At 71.8% G+C, this 17,731-nt stretch carries 20 protein-coding genes and 1 riboswitch; of the genes, 5 read left to right on the top strand and 15 right to left on the bottom strand.

All coding sequences use genetic code 11. The annotated features are described in order from the left end of the window. Window positions 1-165: 165 nt before the first annotated feature. The 5 genes from IH80_RS0130505 to IH80_RS0130485 form a co-directional block, all read right to left on the bottom strand. On the bottom strand, window positions 166-933 hold the full coding sequence (locus IH80_RS0130505; protein WP_158943680.1) for a hypothetical protein: 768 nt from the start codon (window positions 931-933) through the stop codon (window positions 166-168). Window positions 934-959: 26 nt separating this feature from the next. After that, window positions 960-1,235, bottom strand: coding sequence for a WhiB family transcriptional regulator (locus tag IH80_RS0130500; protein WP_051810139.1), 276 nt, complete (start codon window positions 1,233-1,235; stop codon window positions 960-962). 96 nt (window positions 1,236-1,331) lie between these two features. Next, entirely contained in the window at window positions 1,332-1,793 is a 462-nt protein-coding gene (locus IH80_RS0130495) for a hypothetical protein (RefSeq protein WP_030964791.1), read from the bottom strand. Continuing rightward, window positions 1,780-2,235, bottom strand: a complete 456-nt coding sequence (locus tag IH80_RS0130490; protein WP_037881564.1) for an Ohr family peroxiredoxin — start codon at window positions 2,233-2,235, stop codon at window positions 1,780-1,782. The genes IH80_RS0130495 and IH80_RS0130490 overlap by 14 nt, the downstream gene beginning before the upstream one ends. A 78-nt stretch (window positions 2,236-2,313) precedes the next feature. After that, a riboswitch (guanidine-III (ykkC-III) riboswitch) is annotated at window positions 2,314-2,375 on the bottom strand. A gap of 7 nt (window positions 2,376-2,382) precedes the next feature. After that, complete coding sequence (locus IH80_RS0130485) at window positions 2,383-3,384, bottom strand: AraC family transcriptional regulator (RefSeq protein WP_030964789.1); 1,002 nt, start codon at window positions 3,382-3,384, stop codon at window positions 2,383-2,385. A 217-nt stretch (window positions 3,385-3,601) separates the two neighbouring features. On the opposite strand from IH80_RS0130485, the gene IH80_RS0130480 reads away from it, so the two are divergent. Beyond that, the gene (locus tag IH80_RS0130480; protein WP_030964787.1) at window positions 3,602-4,378 is read left to right on the top strand and encodes a type 1 glutamine amidotransferase domain-containing protein; all 777 of its coding nucleotides are present in this window, start codon (window positions 3,602-3,604) and stop codon (window positions 4,376-4,378) included. A gap of 104 nt (window positions 4,379-4,482) precedes the next feature. After that, window positions 4,483-6,633 carry a hypothetical protein gene (locus IH80_RS0130475; RefSeq protein WP_051810137.1) on the top strand — a complete coding sequence of 717 codons (2,151 nt, stop codon included), beginning with the start codon at window positions 4,483-4,485 and terminating at the stop codon, window positions 6,631-6,633. Between the two features lie 41 nt (window positions 6,634-6,674). Here the strand turns inward: IH80_RS0130475 and IH80_RS0130470 are convergent, their stop codons facing one another. The 6 genes from IH80_RS0130470 to IH80_RS0130445 all read right to left on the bottom strand — a co-directional run bounded on the left by IH80_RS0130470 (window position 6,675) and on the right by IH80_RS0130445 (window position 10,022). Next, a complete protein-coding gene (locus tag IH80_RS0130470) occupies window positions 6,675-7,280 on the bottom strand; it encodes a TetR/AcrR family transcriptional regulator (RefSeq protein ID WP_030964785.1) in 606 nt (201 codons plus the stop codon). Window positions 7,281-7,294: 14 nt separating this feature from the next. Continuing rightward, window positions 7,295-8,194, bottom strand: a complete 900-nt coding sequence (locus IH80_RS0130465; protein ID WP_051810135.1) for an NmrA family NAD(P)-binding protein — start codon at window positions 8,192-8,194, stop codon at window positions 7,295-7,297. Continuing rightward, window positions 8,191-8,616: a nuclear transport factor 2 family protein gene (locus IH80_RS0130460; RefSeq protein ID WP_030964783.1), complete on the bottom strand. Its 426-nt coding sequence runs from the start codon at window positions 8,614-8,616 to the stop codon at window positions 8,191-8,193. The genes IH80_RS0130465 and IH80_RS0130460 overlap by 4 nt, the downstream gene beginning before the upstream one ends. A 204-nt stretch (window positions 8,617-8,820) precedes the next feature. Beyond that, complete coding sequence (locus tag IH80_RS44105; RefSeq protein ID WP_079026062.1) at window positions 8,821-9,186, bottom strand: hypothetical protein; 366 nt, start codon at window positions 9,184-9,186, stop codon at window positions 8,821-8,823. Between the two features lie 244 nt (window positions 9,187-9,430). Further along, the gene (locus IH80_RS44990) at window positions 9,431-9,613 is read right to left on the bottom strand and encodes a hypothetical protein (protein WP_158943678.1); all 183 of its coding nucleotides are present in this window, start codon (window positions 9,611-9,613) and stop codon (window positions 9,431-9,433) included. Window positions 9,614-9,860: 247 nt separating this feature from the next. Then, window positions 9,861-10,022: a hypothetical protein gene (locus IH80_RS0130445; protein ID WP_030964779.1), complete on the bottom strand. Its 162-nt coding sequence runs from the start codon at window positions 10,020-10,022 to the stop codon at window positions 9,861-9,863. A gap of 309 nt (window positions 10,023-10,331) precedes the next feature. Here IH80_RS0130445 and IH80_RS42810 point away from each other — a divergent pair, with 309 nt between their 5' ends. Beyond that, a complete protein-coding gene (locus tag IH80_RS42810) occupies window positions 10,332-10,505 on the top strand; it encodes a CsbD family protein (protein ID WP_078906817.1) in 174 nt (57 codons plus the stop codon). Between the two features lie 564 nt (window positions 10,506-11,069). Here the strand turns inward: IH80_RS42810 and IH80_RS0130435 are convergent. After that, window positions 11,070-12,347 (bottom strand): hypothetical protein, encoded by a 1,278-nt coding sequence (locus IH80_RS0130435; RefSeq protein ID WP_030964777.1) that lies wholly within the window; start codon window positions 12,345-12,347, stop codon window positions 11,070-11,072. A gap of 190 nt (window positions 12,348-12,537) precedes the next feature. Here IH80_RS0130435 and IH80_RS0130430 point away from each other — a divergent pair, with 190 nt between their 5' ends. Then, window positions 12,538-13,833, top strand: coding sequence for a NucA/NucB deoxyribonuclease domain-containing protein (locus tag IH80_RS0130430; RefSeq protein WP_030964776.1), 1,296 nt, complete (start codon window positions 12,538-12,540; stop codon window positions 13,831-13,833). A 370-nt stretch (window positions 13,834-14,203) separates the two neighbouring features. On the opposite strand, the gene IH80_RS0130425 is transcribed toward IH80_RS0130430, so the two are convergent. From IH80_RS0130425 to IH80_RS44985, 3 genes are all read right to left on the bottom strand, one after another. Further along, window positions 14,204-15,436, bottom strand: coding sequence for a hypothetical protein (locus tag IH80_RS0130425; RefSeq protein WP_158943676.1), 1,233 nt, complete (start codon window positions 15,434-15,436; stop codon window positions 14,204-14,206). 219 nt (window positions 15,437-15,655) lie between these two features. Continuing rightward, the gene (locus IH80_RS0130420; protein WP_158943673.1) at window positions 15,656-15,916 is read right to left on the bottom strand and encodes a hypothetical protein; all 261 of its coding nucleotides are present in this window, start codon (window positions 15,914-15,916) and stop codon (window positions 15,656-15,658) included. Between the two features lie 280 nt (window positions 15,917-16,196). After that, complete coding sequence (locus tag IH80_RS44985; RefSeq protein ID WP_158943671.1) at window positions 16,197-16,334, bottom strand: hypothetical protein; 138 nt, start codon at window positions 16,332-16,334, stop codon at window positions 16,197-16,199. 277 nt (window positions 16,335-16,611) lie between these two features. Here IH80_RS44985 and IH80_RS0130410 point away from each other — a divergent pair, with 277 nt between their 5' ends. Then, entirely contained in the window at window positions 16,612-17,007 is a 396-nt protein-coding gene (locus IH80_RS0130410; RefSeq protein WP_030964772.1) for an STAS domain-containing protein, read from the top strand. Window positions 17,008-17,731 lie beyond the last annotated feature (724 nt).

Raw genomic sequence — 17,731 nt, 5'->3', positions numbered from 1 at the left:
CCCCGTGGCCCCGCGGCGGGATGGACCGCGGGCACAGCCCGGCCATGGTGGGTCGCCGGGCTCCGCAACGGCAAGGGCCGCAGGGGCAGCTGGCAAGGCAGTCCGCGAGCCCTACGGCGCTGCCGCGAGGGCTTCCGCGCCATCCGGACACCTGCCGGCAGGCCGTCAGACGGCGCCGGCCCGCAGGGCAGAGAGCACCCTGCCCAGCACGTCGCCCCCGGCTCGGGGCGTGCCGTCGGTGAAGGCCGCGCGGGCACGGTCGAGGTCGTCGTGCCGGAAGGGCCGCGGCTCCTGCGGGGTGAGCCGGATGACCAGCGGACGTGCGCCCGCCCGCTCGTACGCGGCGAGCTTGTGGTGCCCGTCGAGGAGATATCCCACGGTGCTGCCGGCGGTGGGGAACAGCGCGACCAGGGCCGGCAGGGCGCCCTCATCACCCCCGGCGCGGATACGGTCGCCGTAGGCCCGTACCGCGCGGTGGTCGCGCGGCGGCCACGCGTCCGTGGTCACCAGAGCCAGGTCCTCCTCGGCGTACCAGCTCTCGACCCGGCGGGCACGCGGGTGGACCACCCGCAGAGGATGCGGGGCGAGACCGGCGCTCACCACGTACCGCCCGGGGGCCAGGAGGGACAGCAGCGGCCGCAGGCACTCCGGATCCGGCGGCTCGGCCCGGCCGGTGCGCGGGTCGGGCACCAGGCCGGGGGCGCCGAGCCACTCGGTGAGGTACTTGACCTCGGAGATCCCGGGGCTCCCGGCCCCCGCGCGGGCGGCCAGCCAACCCACGCTGCCGTAGCCGTCGTTGGCCTCCAGGACCGCAGCATCCCCCGCGAGGAGCAGCAGGCTGCCGCCCTCGTCGCCGACGACCTCGATGACCCCGTGCCCGTCGGGCACGTCGACGCACACGGAGGGGCGGGGCGGAGGCGGTCGTCCGGTCATCTGGCGATCGTACGGCCGGACGAGTCTCAGGTGTTCGCCAGCAGGAGGTGGCGCTCGTCCGGGGTGAGGCCACCTCGCACGCCGTGCGGGATCCGGTCGGCGAGGGCGTGGCGGCGGCACGGGAGCCGGACCGGGCAGCGGCGGCAGACCGCCTTGGCGGCCTCTTCACGCTCCCGGACGGCCTCGGCCCGCTCGTTCGCGGCCGGCTCGAAGACGTCCCGCGCCCCGGAGCGGCACGGCCCGTCGAGCGGTGCGTCGGGCCGGGGGTCGAGGAGTACGTCCGTACGGGAGTCGTCGGTCACGCCCGGGTTCCTTCCGGCAGGGGCGGTCCGTCGTGACCGCCTGTTGCGGCGCGTATCACCGGAACCCGCGCATTCATGCGCCGTCGGTTTCCCGGGTCACAGACGCCAGTACGTACCCGCCCGGGAATCGACGTGCACCACGTGCCGGCCGACGCGCACCACGTGGTGGTGCGGGCCGGACCAGGAACCGGTGGTGCCGTCCGTCCCGGGCAGCGGGGTCCAGATCTCCAGGAAGGTGCTGCCGTCCGGGTTCGTACCCCGCTCCACGAGGTCCGCGCCGTCCCACCGGAAGGCGCCGGTGTCGTCGCCGGGCTCGCCCGTGAGGTGGTGGAAGCGCACGTGGGAGCCGTCGAAGGAGGTCGTACCGGCGAAACCGCGGCTGTCGGCGTAGTACGACCCGGCCTGCAGCCACACCACTTCGCCGTCCGGGAGGTCCTCGATCAGCGGCCCGCCGTTGCGGCTGATGCCGCGCCGCAGCCAGGCACCGTGCTCGGGTACCGGGACGCCCCGGTCGTCGCCCCGGCCGCCCGCCGTCGGCTCCGGCTCAGGCGCGGTCATCGGTGGCGGCGGTGTCGTCCACGGCCAGGAGCGTCAGCGGCACGTTGCCGCGGACCGCCTGGGAGTACGGGCAGACCGCGTCCGCCCTGTGCAGCAGGGGCTGCAGGTCCGCAGCCCGCCACCCCGGCAGGCTGACGGTGAGGGTCACCGCGAGGCCGTATCCGGCGGGCGTGTCCGTCGTACCGAGCTCCACCTCGCACGCCACGCGCGCTGCCGAGGCATCCGCCCCGAACTCGGCGGCGACCTCCGCGAACGCGGAGGTGAAGCATGCCGCGAAACCGGCCGCGAAGAGCTGCTCGGGGTTGGTGGTGCCGGGTACCTTCTTGCGCGGCGGCGCGAGGCGGACGTCCAGGCGTCCGTCGTCCGTGCGGACGGATCCGGTACGGCCCCCGGCGGCGTGCGCGGTCGTCCGGTACAGGCTGCGGGTGAGTGGCACGGTCATGGCGTACGGCCCATCTTGCTCGACGAGGACGCTGCCAGGGTGCGGACAGCGGTCGGTGCCGCTCGTGCAGCAGCACCTCGCGCGTCGTCGTGCGTAACCGGGTACGGCGCATCTCGTCCGGGGCCTGGGATCCGGCCGCCGCACAATCTAGCACCGCGGAGTGTCGGCCCGGAACCGGCTGCGGTACGCCCCCGGAGGCAGGCCCTCCCACCGGGTGAAGGCCCGGACCAGGGTGGTCGCACCGCTCAGCCCGACGAGCGGGGCGATCCGGTCCAGGGGCAGGTCGGTGGTCTCCAGCAGCCGTCTGGCCCGGGCGTGGCGGGCGGCGTCGAGGAGGGCGCGCCACGACGTGCCCTCGGTGTGCAGGGCCCTGCGCAGGCTGCGGACGCTGAGGTTGAGCTGCTGGGCCGGGCCCTCGGGGCTCGCGTCCTCCAGCGCGGCCCGGTCGAGCCACCGCCGGACGCCCCCGGCCACGGTCCCGGTCGCGGACAGCCGGTCCAGGAGACGGTCGGCGTAGGCCCGGTGCAGGGCGTTGAGGGCCGGGTCGTGGAGGGGGCGGCGCCGGTCGAGGTCCTCGTCGGCGACCGTGATCGCGTTCTCCGCGGCGTCGAAGGCGACGGCGCAGCCGAACACCCGCGCGTACGGCTCGGCGGCCCCGGCGCGGGGGTGCGCGAACGACACGGCCAGGGGGGTCCAGTCGTCGCCCGCGATCCAGCGGGCCGCCCGCACCATGCTGCTGACGACCGCTTCCACCTGCTGGGGGTGCATGGCGGGCGGTCCGACGGTCGGCCGGTAGCCGATCCGGCCGACGCCGCCCTGGCGGGCCAGGGTCACGGTGCCCGCCTGGCTCACCAACGGGTGGTAGCGCTGGGCGGCCTCCGCGGCCTCCCCGAGACTGGCGCAGGTGAGGACGAGGTGACCGAGGATGTGGAGGCCGTCGGGCCGGATGCGGTCGCCGACCAGGAGGCCGGTGTGGGGGCCCGCGTCCCTGGCGGCGAGCACCCCGTCCCACAGGGCGCGCATCTCGCCGTACTCCAGCCGGTCCGTGGGCAGGGCCCAGGGGCCGGACCCGCCGCCGCCCCCAGCCGTCGCGCTCAGGACGGCGTGGGCGTAGGACGCGGTGACGGAGGGCGGCTCGGCGGTGGACACGGCCGTCAGTCAATGCGGGCGCACCACCCCCGTCAAGAGCGTCCGCAGCCCGGCCTGCGCAGGGAGACACGGGGAGGGAGGGAGGGGGACGGACGGGGAAGGACGGGGACGGACGGGGACGGACCGGTCCGGGGAGTCAACGCCCTGGCCGTGGGGGTCAATGACGGCGCGGCGGGCCGCTCATAGCGTCGTCCTTCGGACATCAGAGGAGTACGCCGTGATTCTCTTCCTGCTCCCCGCAGGCGACTACGACCCCACCGAGGCGGCTGTGCCCTGGGCCGCGTTGCGGGACGCCGGCTTCGAGGTGCGCTTCGCGACCCCCGACGGAAAGGTCGCGCTCGCCGATCCGCGGCTCACGGACCTGGGATTCTCGTGGCTGTCGCCCTGGCTGATGACCCGCCGGGCCGAGCTGGCCGCGTACCGGCGCCTCACCGATGACCCGTCGTTCCTCGCCCCCTGCTCGTACGCGGACGTCGATCCGGCCGCCGTCACGGGCCTCTTCGTCCCCGGCGGTCACGCGCCGGGCATGCGGACGCTCCTCGAGGACGCCACCGCCCAGCGGTTGTTCGCCGGGGTCTTCGCCCAAGGGCTGCCGGTGGGAGCCGTCTGCCACGGGGTGCTGCTCGCCGCCCGGGCCAAGGATCCCGCGACGGGGCGCTCGGTCCTCCACGGCAGGCGGACGACGGCCCTGACGTCCTTGCTGGAGTTGACGGGGTGGAACCTCACCCGCCTGTGGCTGGGGCGCTACTACCGCACGTACCGGACCACCGTGCAGCAGGAGGTCACGGCGGCACTCGCCGATCCGCGCCACTTCCTCGCCGGTCCGCCGCTGCCCCTGCGCGACACCGCCGCCCGGCCCGGGCGCGGCTTCACCGTCACGGACGGCAACTACGTCTCGGCGCGGTGGCCGGGTGACTGCCACCGTCTCGCGGCGGACTACCTCGCGCTGGTCCGCGCGCACGCGGCGGCGGGAACGGCGGACCGCGCCGGTTGAGTCCCGCCCCGGCCCGTGACACCCCGGCCCGCATCGGGCCGGCCGTCCCGGGCCACCGAAAACCATCTCCGCAGTGTCGTGCACGCTTCGAGAAAGGGATGGGGATGACTCGACGAAGAGCAGCGGGACGAGGCCGGTACCTGCTGATCGGCCTGGTCCTCGCGCTGGTGGCACTGGCGCTCGGCCCCGCGACGGCGGCCGGCGCGTCGGCCGGCTCGCGGTGGTGGGAGCCCGTGGCGCGCCCGGCGCCGGACTCGCAGGTCAACGTCACCGGGGAGCCGTTCACCGGGACCGACGCCCAGGGCCGCGTCCGCGGATATGTCGACGCGCACGTCCACCTGATGTCCGACGAGGGGTTCGGCGGACGGCTGGTCTGCGGCAAGGTCTTCTCCGCGGCCGGTGCGGCGGACGCCCTCAGGGACTGCCCCGAGCACTACCCGAACGGCGTCCTCGCCCTCTTCGACATGATCACCAAGGGGGGTGACGGCCGGCACGACCCGACCGGCTGGCCGACCTTCCGCGACTGGCCGGCCCACGACTCCTCCACCCACCAGCAGACGTACTACGCGTGGGTGGAACGGGCCTGGCGGGGCGGGCAGCGGATCCTGGTGAACGACATGGTCACCAACGGGGTCATCTGCTCGCTGTACTTCTTCAAGGACCGCGGCTGTGACGAGATGACCGCGATCAGGCTCCAGATCCGGAAGACGTACGAGCTGCAGGACTACGTCGACGCCATGTACGGCGGCCCGGGCAAGGGCTGGTTCCGGGTCGTCACCGAACCCGACCAGGCGCGCAGGGTCATCCAGGAGGGCAAACTCGCCGTCGTCCTCGGGGTGGAGACCTCGGAACCGTTCGGCTGCAAGCAGGTGCTGGACGGCGCCCGCTGCACCATGGCCGACATCGACCGCGGCCTGGACGAGCTGCACGGCCTGGGCGTGCGCAGCATGTTCCTGTGCCACAAGTTCGACAACGCCCTGTGCGGTGTGCGGTTCGACTCGGGCACCCAGGGCATGGCCGTCAACGTCGGCCAGTTCCTCTCGACGGGCACCTTCTGGAGCACGGAGCCCTGCCCGGGTCCCGAGCACGACAACCCGATCGGATTCGGCTTCGCCGCAGGACCGGCCGAGCACACCGCGGACGCCGGCGCGTCGCACGCACGGGCGGCGGGTGCGGTGGGCGCCGAGGACGGGGCGGAGGCCGCGGCGCGGGCCAGGATCCGCGGCGCCTTGCCGGAAGGGGTGGAACTCCCGGAGTACGGTGCCTCCCTGCAGGCGGCCCAGTGCAACCGCCGGGGTCTGACGGCGCTGGGCGAGTACGCGGTGCTGGGCATGATGAGGCGCAGCATGATGCTGGAGATCGACCACATGAGCGTCAAGGCTGCCGGCCAGGCTCTGCGAATACTCGAAGCCGAGCGCTACTCCGGTGTCCTGTCCACCCACGGCTGGATGGACGAGAACTGGACCGAGCGGGTCTACCGCCTGGGCGGCTTCATCACCGGCCACATGTACGAGGCCCCCGCGTTCGCCGCACAGGCGCGCGAGCACGCCGCTCTGCGGGCCAGGTACGGTGCCGGCTACGGCATCGGCACCGACATGAACGGCTTCGCGTGGCTGCCCGGACCACGGGCCGCGGCGGGTGACCCCGTCCGCTATCCGTTCCGCAGCGCCGACGGCGGCTCGGTCCTCGACCGGCAGGTCACCGGCTCGCGCGTCTGGGACGTCAACACGGACGGGGGCGGGGCCCATTACGGTCTCGTGCCGGACTGGATCGAGGACATCCGGGTCACGGGCGGCCAGGACGTGGTGGACGAGCTGATGCGGGGCGCCGAGGGCTATCTGCGCATGTGGGAGCGTACGCGCGGCCACACCACCCCCTACGCGTCCCTGGTCCGCGGCTATCGCCCGCACGCCGGGCACCTGGCCTCCTCACGGGCGCTGCCCGCGGGCTTCACCCATGAGGCGGTCTGGAAGGTGCTGCGGGACCCGGCACCGGGCACGGTACGGCTCTACGAGTGCAGGGCGGCGAACCATTCGCTGCTGACGCCGGATCCGGGCTGCGAGGGTCAACAGTCCCTGGGGGCGGTCGGTTACGTGTACACGAAGCCGGTGCCGGGCTCTGTTCCCCTCTACCGGTGCTACATACCGTCCGTCTTCGACCACTTCGTTTCCGGCCGGGCCGACTGCGAGGGGCCGTACGTGCGGGAGGGCCTGCTCGGCCACGTCATGCCTGCGGCCGGGTCCGGCGCCGGCTGACGGCGGGCGCCCACCGGGACACGACCGCGCCGCTCCTGCCCTCAGGAGCGGCCGCGTTCCGGTGGGCTGCTGCCGAGGACGTCGGCGACATGGGCGGCGAGTGCGGAGCGCAAGCCGTCGGGGGACATCTGCCGTTCGTCGATCAGGTGGGTCACCAGGTCGGCGCGGATCGCGGCCAGCAGGGCGTGGGCGGTGAAGTCCGGGTCGTGGACGCCCGGTACCCGGTCGAGCGCCGCGCGCAGGGTCTCGTGCCACCATCCGTAGTGCCCGGCCCGGTGCGGGCTGCTGATCCCGGCGTCCTCCGCGGCGGACATGAGGTTCCGGTTCTCGATCTTGAACGTCAGCGCGGTGTCGAGGAGGTCCAGCACCTGCCGCCGCGGTGCGGAACCGGTCTTCTCCTGCACCTCCTGCACCGCGCGCTGCACCGGTTCGAGGCGGGAGGTGATCACGGCGGCGATCAGGCCGGCCCGGTCGCCGAAGCGGCGGAAGAGGGTGCCCTTGCCCACACCGGCGGCTGCGGCGATGTCGTCCATCGACACGCTGTGGGGGCTGCTGCTGGCGGCGAAGAGGGCATCGGCGGCCGCCAGTACGGCCTCGCGGTTGCGCTGGGCGTCCGCGCGCTCCGTACGCTCCGCTCGTGGGGCCACGGGTCCTCCTTGGTCTACGGCCGCTCCGGCCCCTGGGAATGATATGCGGCCGGTGCGTGCGGGCCGCCCACGGCCGGCTGCACCTCCCGTTCGACGAAGGCGCGGAGGGAGCCCGGGGGGCGGCCGGTGAGGCGCTCGACGGTGTCCGAGGTACGGTCCTCCGCGCCGGCGGCGATCGCGCGGTCCATGGCCGCGAGCATGGTGGCGAACTCCAGCGGGATCTCGGCCGCCCAGCGGTCGCGCAGCTGCTCGAAGGTCAGCTGCCGGTGCACGACGGTGCGGCCGGTGACCTCGGTGATGATCGTGGCGACGTCGGCGTAGCTCAGCGCTTGCGGCCCGGTGAGGATCAGGTCGGTGTTCGGGGCCTGTTCGGCGGTCAGGGCGTGTACGGCGACGGCGGCGATGTCCTCGGCGTCGACGAATCCGACACGGCCGTCCCCCGAGGCCGTGAGGATGGCGCCGTCTTCGCGGATGGTGCGCGCGTGGGGGGCGGGGCCGGTGAAGTTCTGCATGAACCAGGACGGCCGCAGCACCGCCCACTCCTCGAACAGGGAGGGCAGTTGCTCGTGCACCCGGCCCACGGCCGGGCCGCCGGAGGGGATCGCGGAGGAGCTGAGCAGTACGACGCGGCGTACGCCGACGGCGCGGGCCCGGTGGAGGAACGGCAGCATGACCGCGGCCGGGTCCGGAGAGCCGGTGGGCGGGACGAGGTAGGCGCGGTCGGCGCCGTCCAGGGCCCCGGCCCAGGTCGTGGGGTCGTTCCAGTCGAAGCGGACGGCGTCGGCGCCCGCGTGCGGGGCGGCGTTCCGGCCGGCTGCCTTGACGCGGCGTCCTGCGGCGGTCAGTCCCGCGGTGACGCGGCGGCCGGTGGTGCCGGTGGCCCCGATGACCAGCGTGGCGTGGGTGGTCGTCATCGGTTCGCTCCGGTGAGGTCGGCGCCGGTCAGGGATGCGGCGAGGGGGTTCCAGTAGTCGCGGTAGGAGGTGATGAGCCCGTTCTCGACCGTGACCACGGCGATGTAGGTCATGTCGTAGCGCGCGCCGGTCTTCACCATGCGGCCGACGCCCCGTATCTCGACCACGATCGTTTCGGGGACGGTGGTCTGATGGATCTTCACGTCCGGGAAATCGTGCAGGTCGATGTGGTCGGGGTAGTCGCGCATGTACGCGCCGACCGCGGCCTTGCCTTCGAGGCGGGTCGGCCGACCGTCGGGCGCGAAGGGGAATTCGAGGACACCGTGGGCGGCCCACAGGTCGACCCAGGCGGGGACGTCCTTCTCCAGCAGCAGGCGCAGGCCGTGGCGGTACAGCTCCGCGGGCTCCATGGGGATCGTCATGAGGGGGCTTCCGTTCTGCTCGGGGTGGCGGCGATGCCGTGGCGGCACGCAGGAACACAAACGGACCGCCAGTCCGCATGATCGCGAGCTTACGGACCGTCGGTCCGTTGAGCAACCGCAGTGACCCCCGTAGGCAGGGGAGGAAGGCACGGGAAAGGCCGTGGCCGACCCGCGGTACGGGTCGGCCACGGCCTTCGGCAGGGCTCAGGAAGTGCGCTTCAGGGTCCAGGTGTTGGGGTTGAAGCTGGGAACGGCGGAGTAGCGACAACCGCTCGAGTAGTAGGTGCTGACGATGGTCCAGCCGGCGGGCGGCCAGGTCGAGGCGCAGGCGTTGACCTGGGTGCCGACGGGGTAGCCTCTCAGGTCCTTGATCTGCTTCATGTTGGGCGTGAAGCCGGAGCCGCACCCGGCGCTGTTCCACCACTGGACGTCCACCCAGCCGTCCGGGGTGAGCGCGCTGGCGCACATGTTGACCGTGTCACCGGGCGCCGCAGAGGCGGGACTTGCGGTGACGGCCAGTGCGGTGACGGCCATGGTGGCCAGGGCAACGGCATAGCGGGTGCGGATCACGGGAGTTCCTTCCTCGGTGCACTGGGTTCGCCGCCGACCGTCGGCAGGCCGTACCAGGCGCCGCGTTATTGCTATCCGACCGGCGGAGACTCCAGAAAGTCACCTTTTGGGCATAACCCTGCGATCGTTTAGCGCCGTTGCCGATGACCGGCGCCGGTGCCCGGTCGCCGGTCGGCCGGTCGCCGATGTCCGGCCGGTCGCCGGTCGGCCGGTCGCCGGTGTCGGGGTCGTCGGTCGGCCGGTGTCAGCCGATCGGCTGCCGCGCCTCTGTGCGCACCTTGAGGGTGGCCTCGGCGAACTTCGCGAGGTCGATGGAAGCGGGCTGCTGCTGCGCGGTCTCCGGCGTCACGAATCCGACCGAGGCGCCCGTGTTCTCGCCCGCCCATGCGCACATGGGCAGGGAGCCACCCGCTGCGCCCTGCTTCATGGTCAGCACCTGGCAGGACAGGGTGATGTCGGAACCGTTCGGGATGATGTCCTTCGCGGGAACGGCCCGTCCGGTTCCTGCGCTGCGGCGGACCCATCGTTCCCACCAGTGCACCGCATCCCGGCGGGGTGCGGCGGGGCCCCGGGGACTGCGGCGGGCGGGATACGGCCGGACAGGCAACGGTGCGGGGCGCCCACCACGTGGTGGGCGCCCCGCACCGTTGCCTGTGCGCGGTGCCGCGCTACAGCTACCAGCGGTACCAGCGGCCGCTGCTGCCCTTCGGGCGGGCAACAAAGCCGATCAGCCACAGGATCAGCACCGCGATCGCGACCCACCAGAGGATCTTCACCGCAAAACCGGCACCGAACAGGATCAGAGCGAGCAGAAGAACAAGAAGCAGGGGAACCATAGTTATCAACCTCCGACCCACCGCGTGCCCGACCGGCCCTCTACCATGCAGACGGGTTTTACGGGTTTCTTATCCACACAGGCGGGCAGTAGGACACCCCTTCCCGTCGGCCGATGCCCCGCACCGGCGCGGGAGCACCGATGCCGGCCCCGCACCGCTCCCCCGCACTCCAGGGGTCCGCGCCGGCCACGCAGCGCGGCGGCCCGGCATCCCGATCCGCCGGCTCGGCAGAACGACCGGGTTTGCCGACCCGGATCGTGAGCAGGCGAGTGGTCACGACCAACCCGGTACAGCAACGAGGAGGTCCCGATGTCGGGCACGGAGAAGACCAAGGCACACGCCGAGCAGGCCAAGGGCAAGGCCAAGGAGGCCATGGGCCGCATGGCCGACAACGAGCGGATGACCGCCGAAGGCCACGCGGACCAGGCCAAGGGCAACGCCCGCCAGGCCAAGGAAGACATCAAGGACACCTTCCGCCACTAGACCTATCGGACGCACTCCCCCTGTGCCGGGCCCCGACCCCCTTCCCCCGGGTCGGGGCCCGGCCACGTTCCGGCCGGGGAGCGGTCCCGCCGCGGCCCCTGATGGCCAGACCGCACACCGCCGCCCCATCTGCCTCGCGCGACCGGGCCGCGATCACGCGTGACGCTCGCGTTCCCCCGCGCCGGACCGGTCCTGCGCCGCCCCGCACCGGGAGGCGCCGGTCAGCGGGCCCGTCCTCCCCTGGCCGGGCCGCCTGTTGCCCGTGGGCGGGGCAGGAAGGACCGCCGGTCCTTGGTCCGCTTGACGCCAGCCGCTCGGCTGGCCGCCACATCCAGGGACGTCGTACGGCCCGAAGCTGAACGTCGACTTCACCCGGCTCGAAAAGGAGCCGACCGCCTCCGGCACAGCCGCCTGACCCGGCAGAGCCGGGGGGCCAGTGGAGCAGCCGATATCGGCTGCTCCACTGGCCCCCAAGGCCGGGGCCGGAGTAGGGACGCGGAGGGCCCCGCACGGAACCGGGAGGCGGGGGGTTCACGTGCGGGGCCGCTCACGGGGCGTGGGCCGTCAGACTCCGGTCAGGGTGTACGTACCCGTACCGTCCTGCCTGCCGCTGGAGTACTGGCGGATCAGATCTCCATCCGCATAACGGTCGTAGCCCATCATGGAGCCGGTGTACTTGTTCTGCAGACCGATCTTCGAGCTGCCGGGTACGTCGCGGTAGATGTAGAACCGCTGGAGGTCGTCCTCCCCGCAGGTGGCCGTCGTCAGGTAGGCCTGCTCCTGGTTGGCGATGTTCGCCGGGATGGTCGCGCATCCGCCGTTGCCCCAGTTCCACAGGGACGCCTCGAGGACTCCGTTGTTCTCAGTAACGTTGCACAGCCGCCAGTTGTCCAGGTGGGCGCTGAAGAACGTAGATACGCGCAGGCGGATGCCGTCGTTGGCCAGGAGCGGTGCGCTCCAGTTCAGGGGCTTGCCGGGGACGTCGATCTTGTAGACGCCGGGCTCGCAGTTGAGCGCGGCCTGCGCGCTTCGCCCGGTGGCCTTGGGCTGCCCGGCGGACGTGCCACTGGTGGGAGCCGGGCGCTGCGCGAGGCGGTCCTGCGTCTGCTTCGTCGTCGGGGCCACCGCACCCGCCGGGTGCTCGGCCCGCGCGGCGGGCGAGCCGCAGTCGAGGAGGCCCTTCGCCTTGGCCATGATGCTGTTGGCCGGCACCGTGTCCTCGCAGCGCACCGCGCCTTCCTCAAGGGTGGTGTAGGTGGTGAAGCTGCCGCTGCCGGGCCCCTCGATCCACTTCAGCGCCCAACCGCCGCTGCCCTGTTGCACGCGGTTGCAGTTGAGGCTTCCGTACGTGCCGGTGACCTTCTTCGTGCCTTTGTAGACGCCGTAGTAGCCAGGCCGGGAGAAATTCCACGTGACCGTGTTCGACTCGCTGCTGGTGGAGGAGTAGTTGACCTGAACGTTCAGGCCCAGGCTCGCGCCGACGGTGCCGAGGGTCTCGACGGCGAAGCTGCCCTGGACGTTGCCGTTGAGGCCGACGGAGACCGAGATGGTGGTCTGGGTGCTGGTGGTGACGCTCTGGTAGCCGGTGGCGCCCTGAGTGACGTACCAGCCCTTGAAGTGGGTTATCTCCGGGGTGACTTCGGTCGTCTTGATGTACGGGTGGCGTGTGCCGAGGTCGGCAGCCGTGCAGACGTCGCCGGGTTTGACCTGCGTGGCGGCGACGGACTTCGCGGGTGCGGCCGAGGCCGGTGAGACGGCAAGGCCCACGGTGGCTACAGCGGCCGAGGCCGCACAGGCCATGAGCGCTCGGCCTAAGCGGCTGACGGGCTTTGTGGGGCGCATCGTTGCCCTTTCCCCCTGGTCGTGTGTGTTCGGTCAAGGGGTGAACGTAGCGGCCAAGGGGGTGGGGGCGTGAGGCCGGAACGTGCCAAAAACGATCATAGATGGGCTTATTCCGCCCCTGGCGCGCACGGGTGTGGACCGGTTCCATCGCTGACGCACCCGCGCACGTCACCGAATAGGGGACCATCCTTTGAAACACGCCTCACGTCGGCTCGCGACGGCAGTCTCGCTCGCCCTCACTGCAGTCCTCCTGGCCCTGGGCATCTCACCGGTCGCCGCAGAACCGCCTCCTGCGGGCCGGGCGGCCCCGGAGGGCCACGGCACCTGCACGGCCACCACCGCCGGCTCCGATCTCGCGCGCCAGGGCGCGGCACGGACGTGCGTCAAGGAGCGGCCCGTCACCGGCGAGGATCTCGCCCGTATCCGCACCCGCGCCGCCGCTGTCCCCGGGGTCGCCGCTGCCCCCCTGGACGGCGTCGACCCCGGGGACAACCCGGATGCCAGCCCGGAGGCGCTGTGCACCTCCAGCAAACGCCAGGATGTCGTCTCCAACCGCCACGCCTACTGCATGCGGCACGGCATCGTGTACGTGCTGGAGAACCGCGCGGGCAACACGATCGGCACCGCCGAACTCCTGGTCACGGCCCGGTCCGCGCTGGACCCCAATAGCGTGCAGTGGCAGGAGGACATCGCCGTCTACGCCGGCAAGTACGACGGGGTTTCCGCGGTGAGACTCGCCCTGTCGTCGTCGTGCACCGCGTGCATACCGGGGCCGCCCGCCTGGGGGGGCAGGGCCATCGAGCTGCGCGCGGGTGAGGAGGACCAGACCGGACACCTCTCCTACGAAACCACTACCCGAGGCGGCGGCGAGCGTTCGCGCAGCATGATCGCCTACCAGAGCCAGACGGAGAGCCCCGATGCGGAGTACCCCGTCATCAGCTATGGGCAGTGGGCGGGCCCCTCGGTGGCCTGTGACGGGCAGGTCGGCAATAGCCCCGGCTGCATCGCCACTGACAACCTGGCCAGGGTGGTCCTCAGCAAGTCCCAATACGGGGCCTCCGCAGTGGCCTACGAATGGGCGCAGAACAACCTGAGCGACAACAACGCCATGGGCACCGCCAAAAGGCCGCTCACGCGTGACGGTGACGAGGCGAGGGCAAAGAGCAGGAGTTACTACACCTGCAAGGCTCCCCCGAAGCCCTTCGTAGCCGACCCCACCGTCGTGAATGATGAATGTGACGAGTTCCCCTTTGCCAGGACCCGCCAGGGCGGCACGATCGGCTCCATGTGCGCGGAGATCATCCCCCGCTACGTGGGCGGCGGCGCATGGCGAGTAGATGTCGTACGCGACGAACCGGTCGCGCCCTGCATCAGAGCCCATGTCCCCTCAGACCAGAACCAGAACGCGGGGCGGTCCGTGGGCCGTCAGGTTCAGTCCGAGCGCATCCTCCAAGGCGAGGCGTACCAAGTAGTCATCACCCCCTAGGCGCCGCGCTTCCCTCCCCGGCCACCCGGGGAGGGAAGCCCCTGCTCCCCTGCTCGGTGAGCGATCTCGCCGTGCGACGGAGTTCCCCGCCTGGTGCGCAGTCCGCGAACTTGCCGCCGAGCCAGGCGGTGTCCTCAATGTCGATCGGTCGCTACTCCGTTCGTGGTGCGACGACATGAACTGACTGATCAGGCCTGGGCGGAGGGCGTAGAACCATCCGTCGGTCAGGAGGGGGATGCGGCGCAGGCCTCCTGGTACGCCTTTGCGGGCTCCGTCACCGACGGTCGACTCGTCCCCGGCCAGGTGCTGCGGCCGCTTGCGCTCTCGACCACTCGGACGGAGGCCATGCGCAGCATGGCTGGGGCTGGCGTCAGGCGCCGTCTCCGGCCAGCCGCAGCAGCACCGCGACGGGCTGGTCGACACCCTTCTTCATGGTTTTCATCCCGTACGGCTCCTGCTCGTCCTCGCTGAGCACCTCGCGTCCGTCGGGATCGCGGGAGATGTGCACCTCCATGTACGGAGCGGCGTCATTGCCTTTCGGGATGACCCACCACATCGCGGCCCAGTCCGGTGCCTGCGTCATCCGCATCACCTCGCTGGACCGGTAGATCCTCGAGTGGTAGCGGAAGAAGTCGTCTCCGGGCTGGGCCAGCCAGGAAGGAGCATCACGCAGGTGTCTGTGCTCCTCGCCCTGGACGTCCCATGAGTGCTCGATGGATCCCGTGTAGCTGTTGGCGAGCTTGCAGCGGTCGGCGCGGATGAAGGACACCGACGCGAACAACTCCACCCGGCCCTGCCCGGCGGCCACCGGCACCTCGATGACAGCGTCCTTGGAGAAGTCGTCGCCCGGGTCGAGCCGGGCACCAGCGTTGGAGATCTGTCCGGCGGCCAGCAGCCGAGCAGCGGCGTTGAAGTTCTCCTGCCGGTGGGTGTCCCAGCCGTCTCCGAGCTCCTGTCGCCACCGGCTGCGCTCCGTCCCCTGCGGGCGGAAGGCGGACGGCCACAGCTGCGCGGACCACAGGGTGCCGACCACGAAGATGCTCACCGATCCCTCGTTGCGGAAGGTGAAACGGGCCGGCACGTAGAGCCGCTTGCGGTCGGGATGGAGGACCGGCTTTCCGAAGGAGACCATGAACGGTACTTTGGGCGGGGCCACATAGGGGACGTACATCGCCGAGTACGCCACGCTCGCCGAGCCGATCAGGGCGGACACCGCCACACCGGTGGCGAAACTCCGAGGGTGTGGCATGCCCCGCCACACCTTCTCCCGGATCAGCACCCACAGCGCCCACACGGCCCACGCCGCCAGGGCCGCCCACAGCCAGAACCAGCCGGCACGGTAGCCGCCCTCCCACTGCAGCACCAGCAGCACCAGGCTCGTCACTGCCACCGTGCCCACGCCGAACAGCACCGCCGGCCCCGAATACCGCGTCGCACGCCGGCCCCAGAAGTCCAGCACGGCCCCGGCCGCGACCACCTCAACCAGCGCAACGACCAGGAACAACGCCCCCATGACACGGCCGCCGAACGTCAGCGCCCGCAGCGCATCGGACAGCCCCGCCCGGAACAACACCGCAGCCGACACCAGCAACCCGAGCGCCACGCAACAGCCTGTGGCATGTCCCCTCCACCTCGGCCACCCCGCTCGGCACGAGGACCCGGCCTCACCCTCCGGCACAGCACTACCCGTATTCACACCCGCAGCATGAACGTCCCACCGCCACTCCGCAGCCGCTGCACGCATCCGGGCGCCGCCCAGCCGGAGCGATACCGGTACCGGCCCGCAGCAAGGGCACCGACCACGCTGCGGTGCCGATACCCGTCAGCCATCCGGGGGGCTTGGCGGCGGCCGCGGTGACTGGGCGACGGCGCGACGGGCATCCGGACGCCATGAGCAGCACTCCCCCAGTCGGGCCCGGCCCACGTCCGCTACCGACAGCAGGACGGGCCCGGTCCAGAACTTGAGCCGTGTCTGCTCGACGGCCGACCAGCCCGGCGCCATCGCCTCGGCGTCCTCGCCGAGCTCCTCCTCCCGGCCGGTTCGCCGCTGGGCGGCGCGGCGGACCGCGTCGGAAATCGTCATCACCCGGCGGTTCATCAGCGACCCGTCCTCCGAAGCGACAGTCCAGGCCCCCCACCACATCCGACGTCTCTCCTTCCCGCTGACCCTGGCCGCTCCGGCTGGCTCCCACGAGGCCGACCAGGGCGCAGGGCCAGGTGGGCAGCCTGTGGTGGTGCTGGATGCGGCCGCTACCGTCCGTTGCACGCGTTCCTGCTCAAGACGGCCACCGACGGCCCGAACCCGATCGGCCTCGCCTCACCGGCATGAACGACCCTGTACAGATCGGCCCCTTGAGGCATGGTCACCACCCGCTGCGCCGGTGACCTTGAAACGCCATCAGCAGCATCTGATCACCACGCTGGCACTCGGAGAGCTGCTGCAGCGCTTCCGCATAGGCCATCTGTCCGTCGAGAAGCTCGCGGTGAAACTCGACGGCCACTCCAATGACGGCTCCTCACGTACGGGCCACCACGCGGCTCGCGATGGCCCCAGGTCTCGAGGCTGGGCGCGCGGCCCTGTGGACAGAGTCCGCCGCTGACGGGGAGGACTCGCCCTGACTTCGGCCCCCACTTGGCCACTTTGACGCGTGCCCGTCACAGCCGGCGCTGTCCAGGTTGGTGTGGCAGCGTCAGCGAGCCTTGCACCCGTCCGGGCGAACACCGCGCCAGAATGGGGAGCCCCGAGGGCCCGGTGCCCCCGGGCGGAAGGAGAGCGCATTGATCACCACGAACGTTCAGCGCCACGGCACGGTCCTGGTCAGCGTCACCGGGGCACTCGACGGGGGCGCGGGCGCGGAGCTCCAGCGGGCGCTGGACGACGTCACCACCGGTGAGCGGGACCTCATGGTCGACCTTCACGGCGCGATGTCCATGGACGCCGACGGCCTGCTCCATCTCCTGACCCTGCACCGGCGGGCGGAGAGCCTGGGCCTGCGCGTCCTGGTCGTCGGCTGGCAGCCCCAGCCCCAGCAGCTCATGGCCGATGTCGCCGGCATCCGCGGGCGCGGCTCGGCCACCGGCGAGCGGTACGCGGTGGCGGGCTTTCGCCGGCTGATCGAGGAGCGGGCGCAGCGCGCACGCGACCTCTCGGATTTCGGTGCCGGTTGGCTGTAGCGACGCCCCGGTCAGTCGCTCACACGGACAGCTCCCATTCCTCGGGGCCGGCGCCTCGCCACTCCACGAAGTCGGGGTCGGTGAGGTCCACGTCCTCGGCGCTCTCGAGCCCGGCCGCGGCGAGGAAGACCCGAATGTCGGATGGCCAGGGGCGACCCCGATGGCGGAGGCGTCCTAGCGGACCCGGCGCCAGCCCTGAGCGTCCGGCGGGTGGACGATCAACTTGGCGGCCATGCGCCCAGCCTCCGACCCGTCCGCGCACACGGCACCTGTCGGCGCCCAAACGGGTGACGTCTTCCGGAGACCGGCCGAGTTGTGATCCTGTCCTTTCGCGGGAAGGAGAGCCTGCAACTCCTGGAGGCTGATGCAGCTGAGTGGAGAGTCCCATCAGGGCGGAGGTCCGGACTGACGAGATAGGTGCCCACCCGTGGGTGCATCGCGCGAGTTCAGCGCCCTGCCCGCGCAGCCAGGCCCGCAGGGCGGTGGCGGCGCGGATGACGGCTCGGGCGGTCGCGGTCTGGGTCAGGCTGAGCGGACACTTCTCGAGCTCACCGGTTCGGCCCATTGTCCGTGACGGGCGGGCGCCTCCAGCCGTTGTGGGGGACGTCGTCCGTGCCGTACCCAGCGGCAGAGTGAGTTCAAGGAGATCTTGATGTTCCGTTTCGCCAAGGCCGTAGTCGTTACCGCCGCCACTGGTGCCGTCCTGGCAGGCGGGGCCGGCATG

It is taken from the genome of Streptomyces sp. NRRL S-378 (assembly GCF_000720645.1).
Lineage (GTDB): Bacteria > Actinomycetota > Actinomycetes > Streptomycetales > Streptomycetaceae > Streptomyces.
The sequence above is the reverse complement of the archived record's forward strand: the minus strand, read 5'-3'. Positions and strand labels throughout refer to the sequence as shown.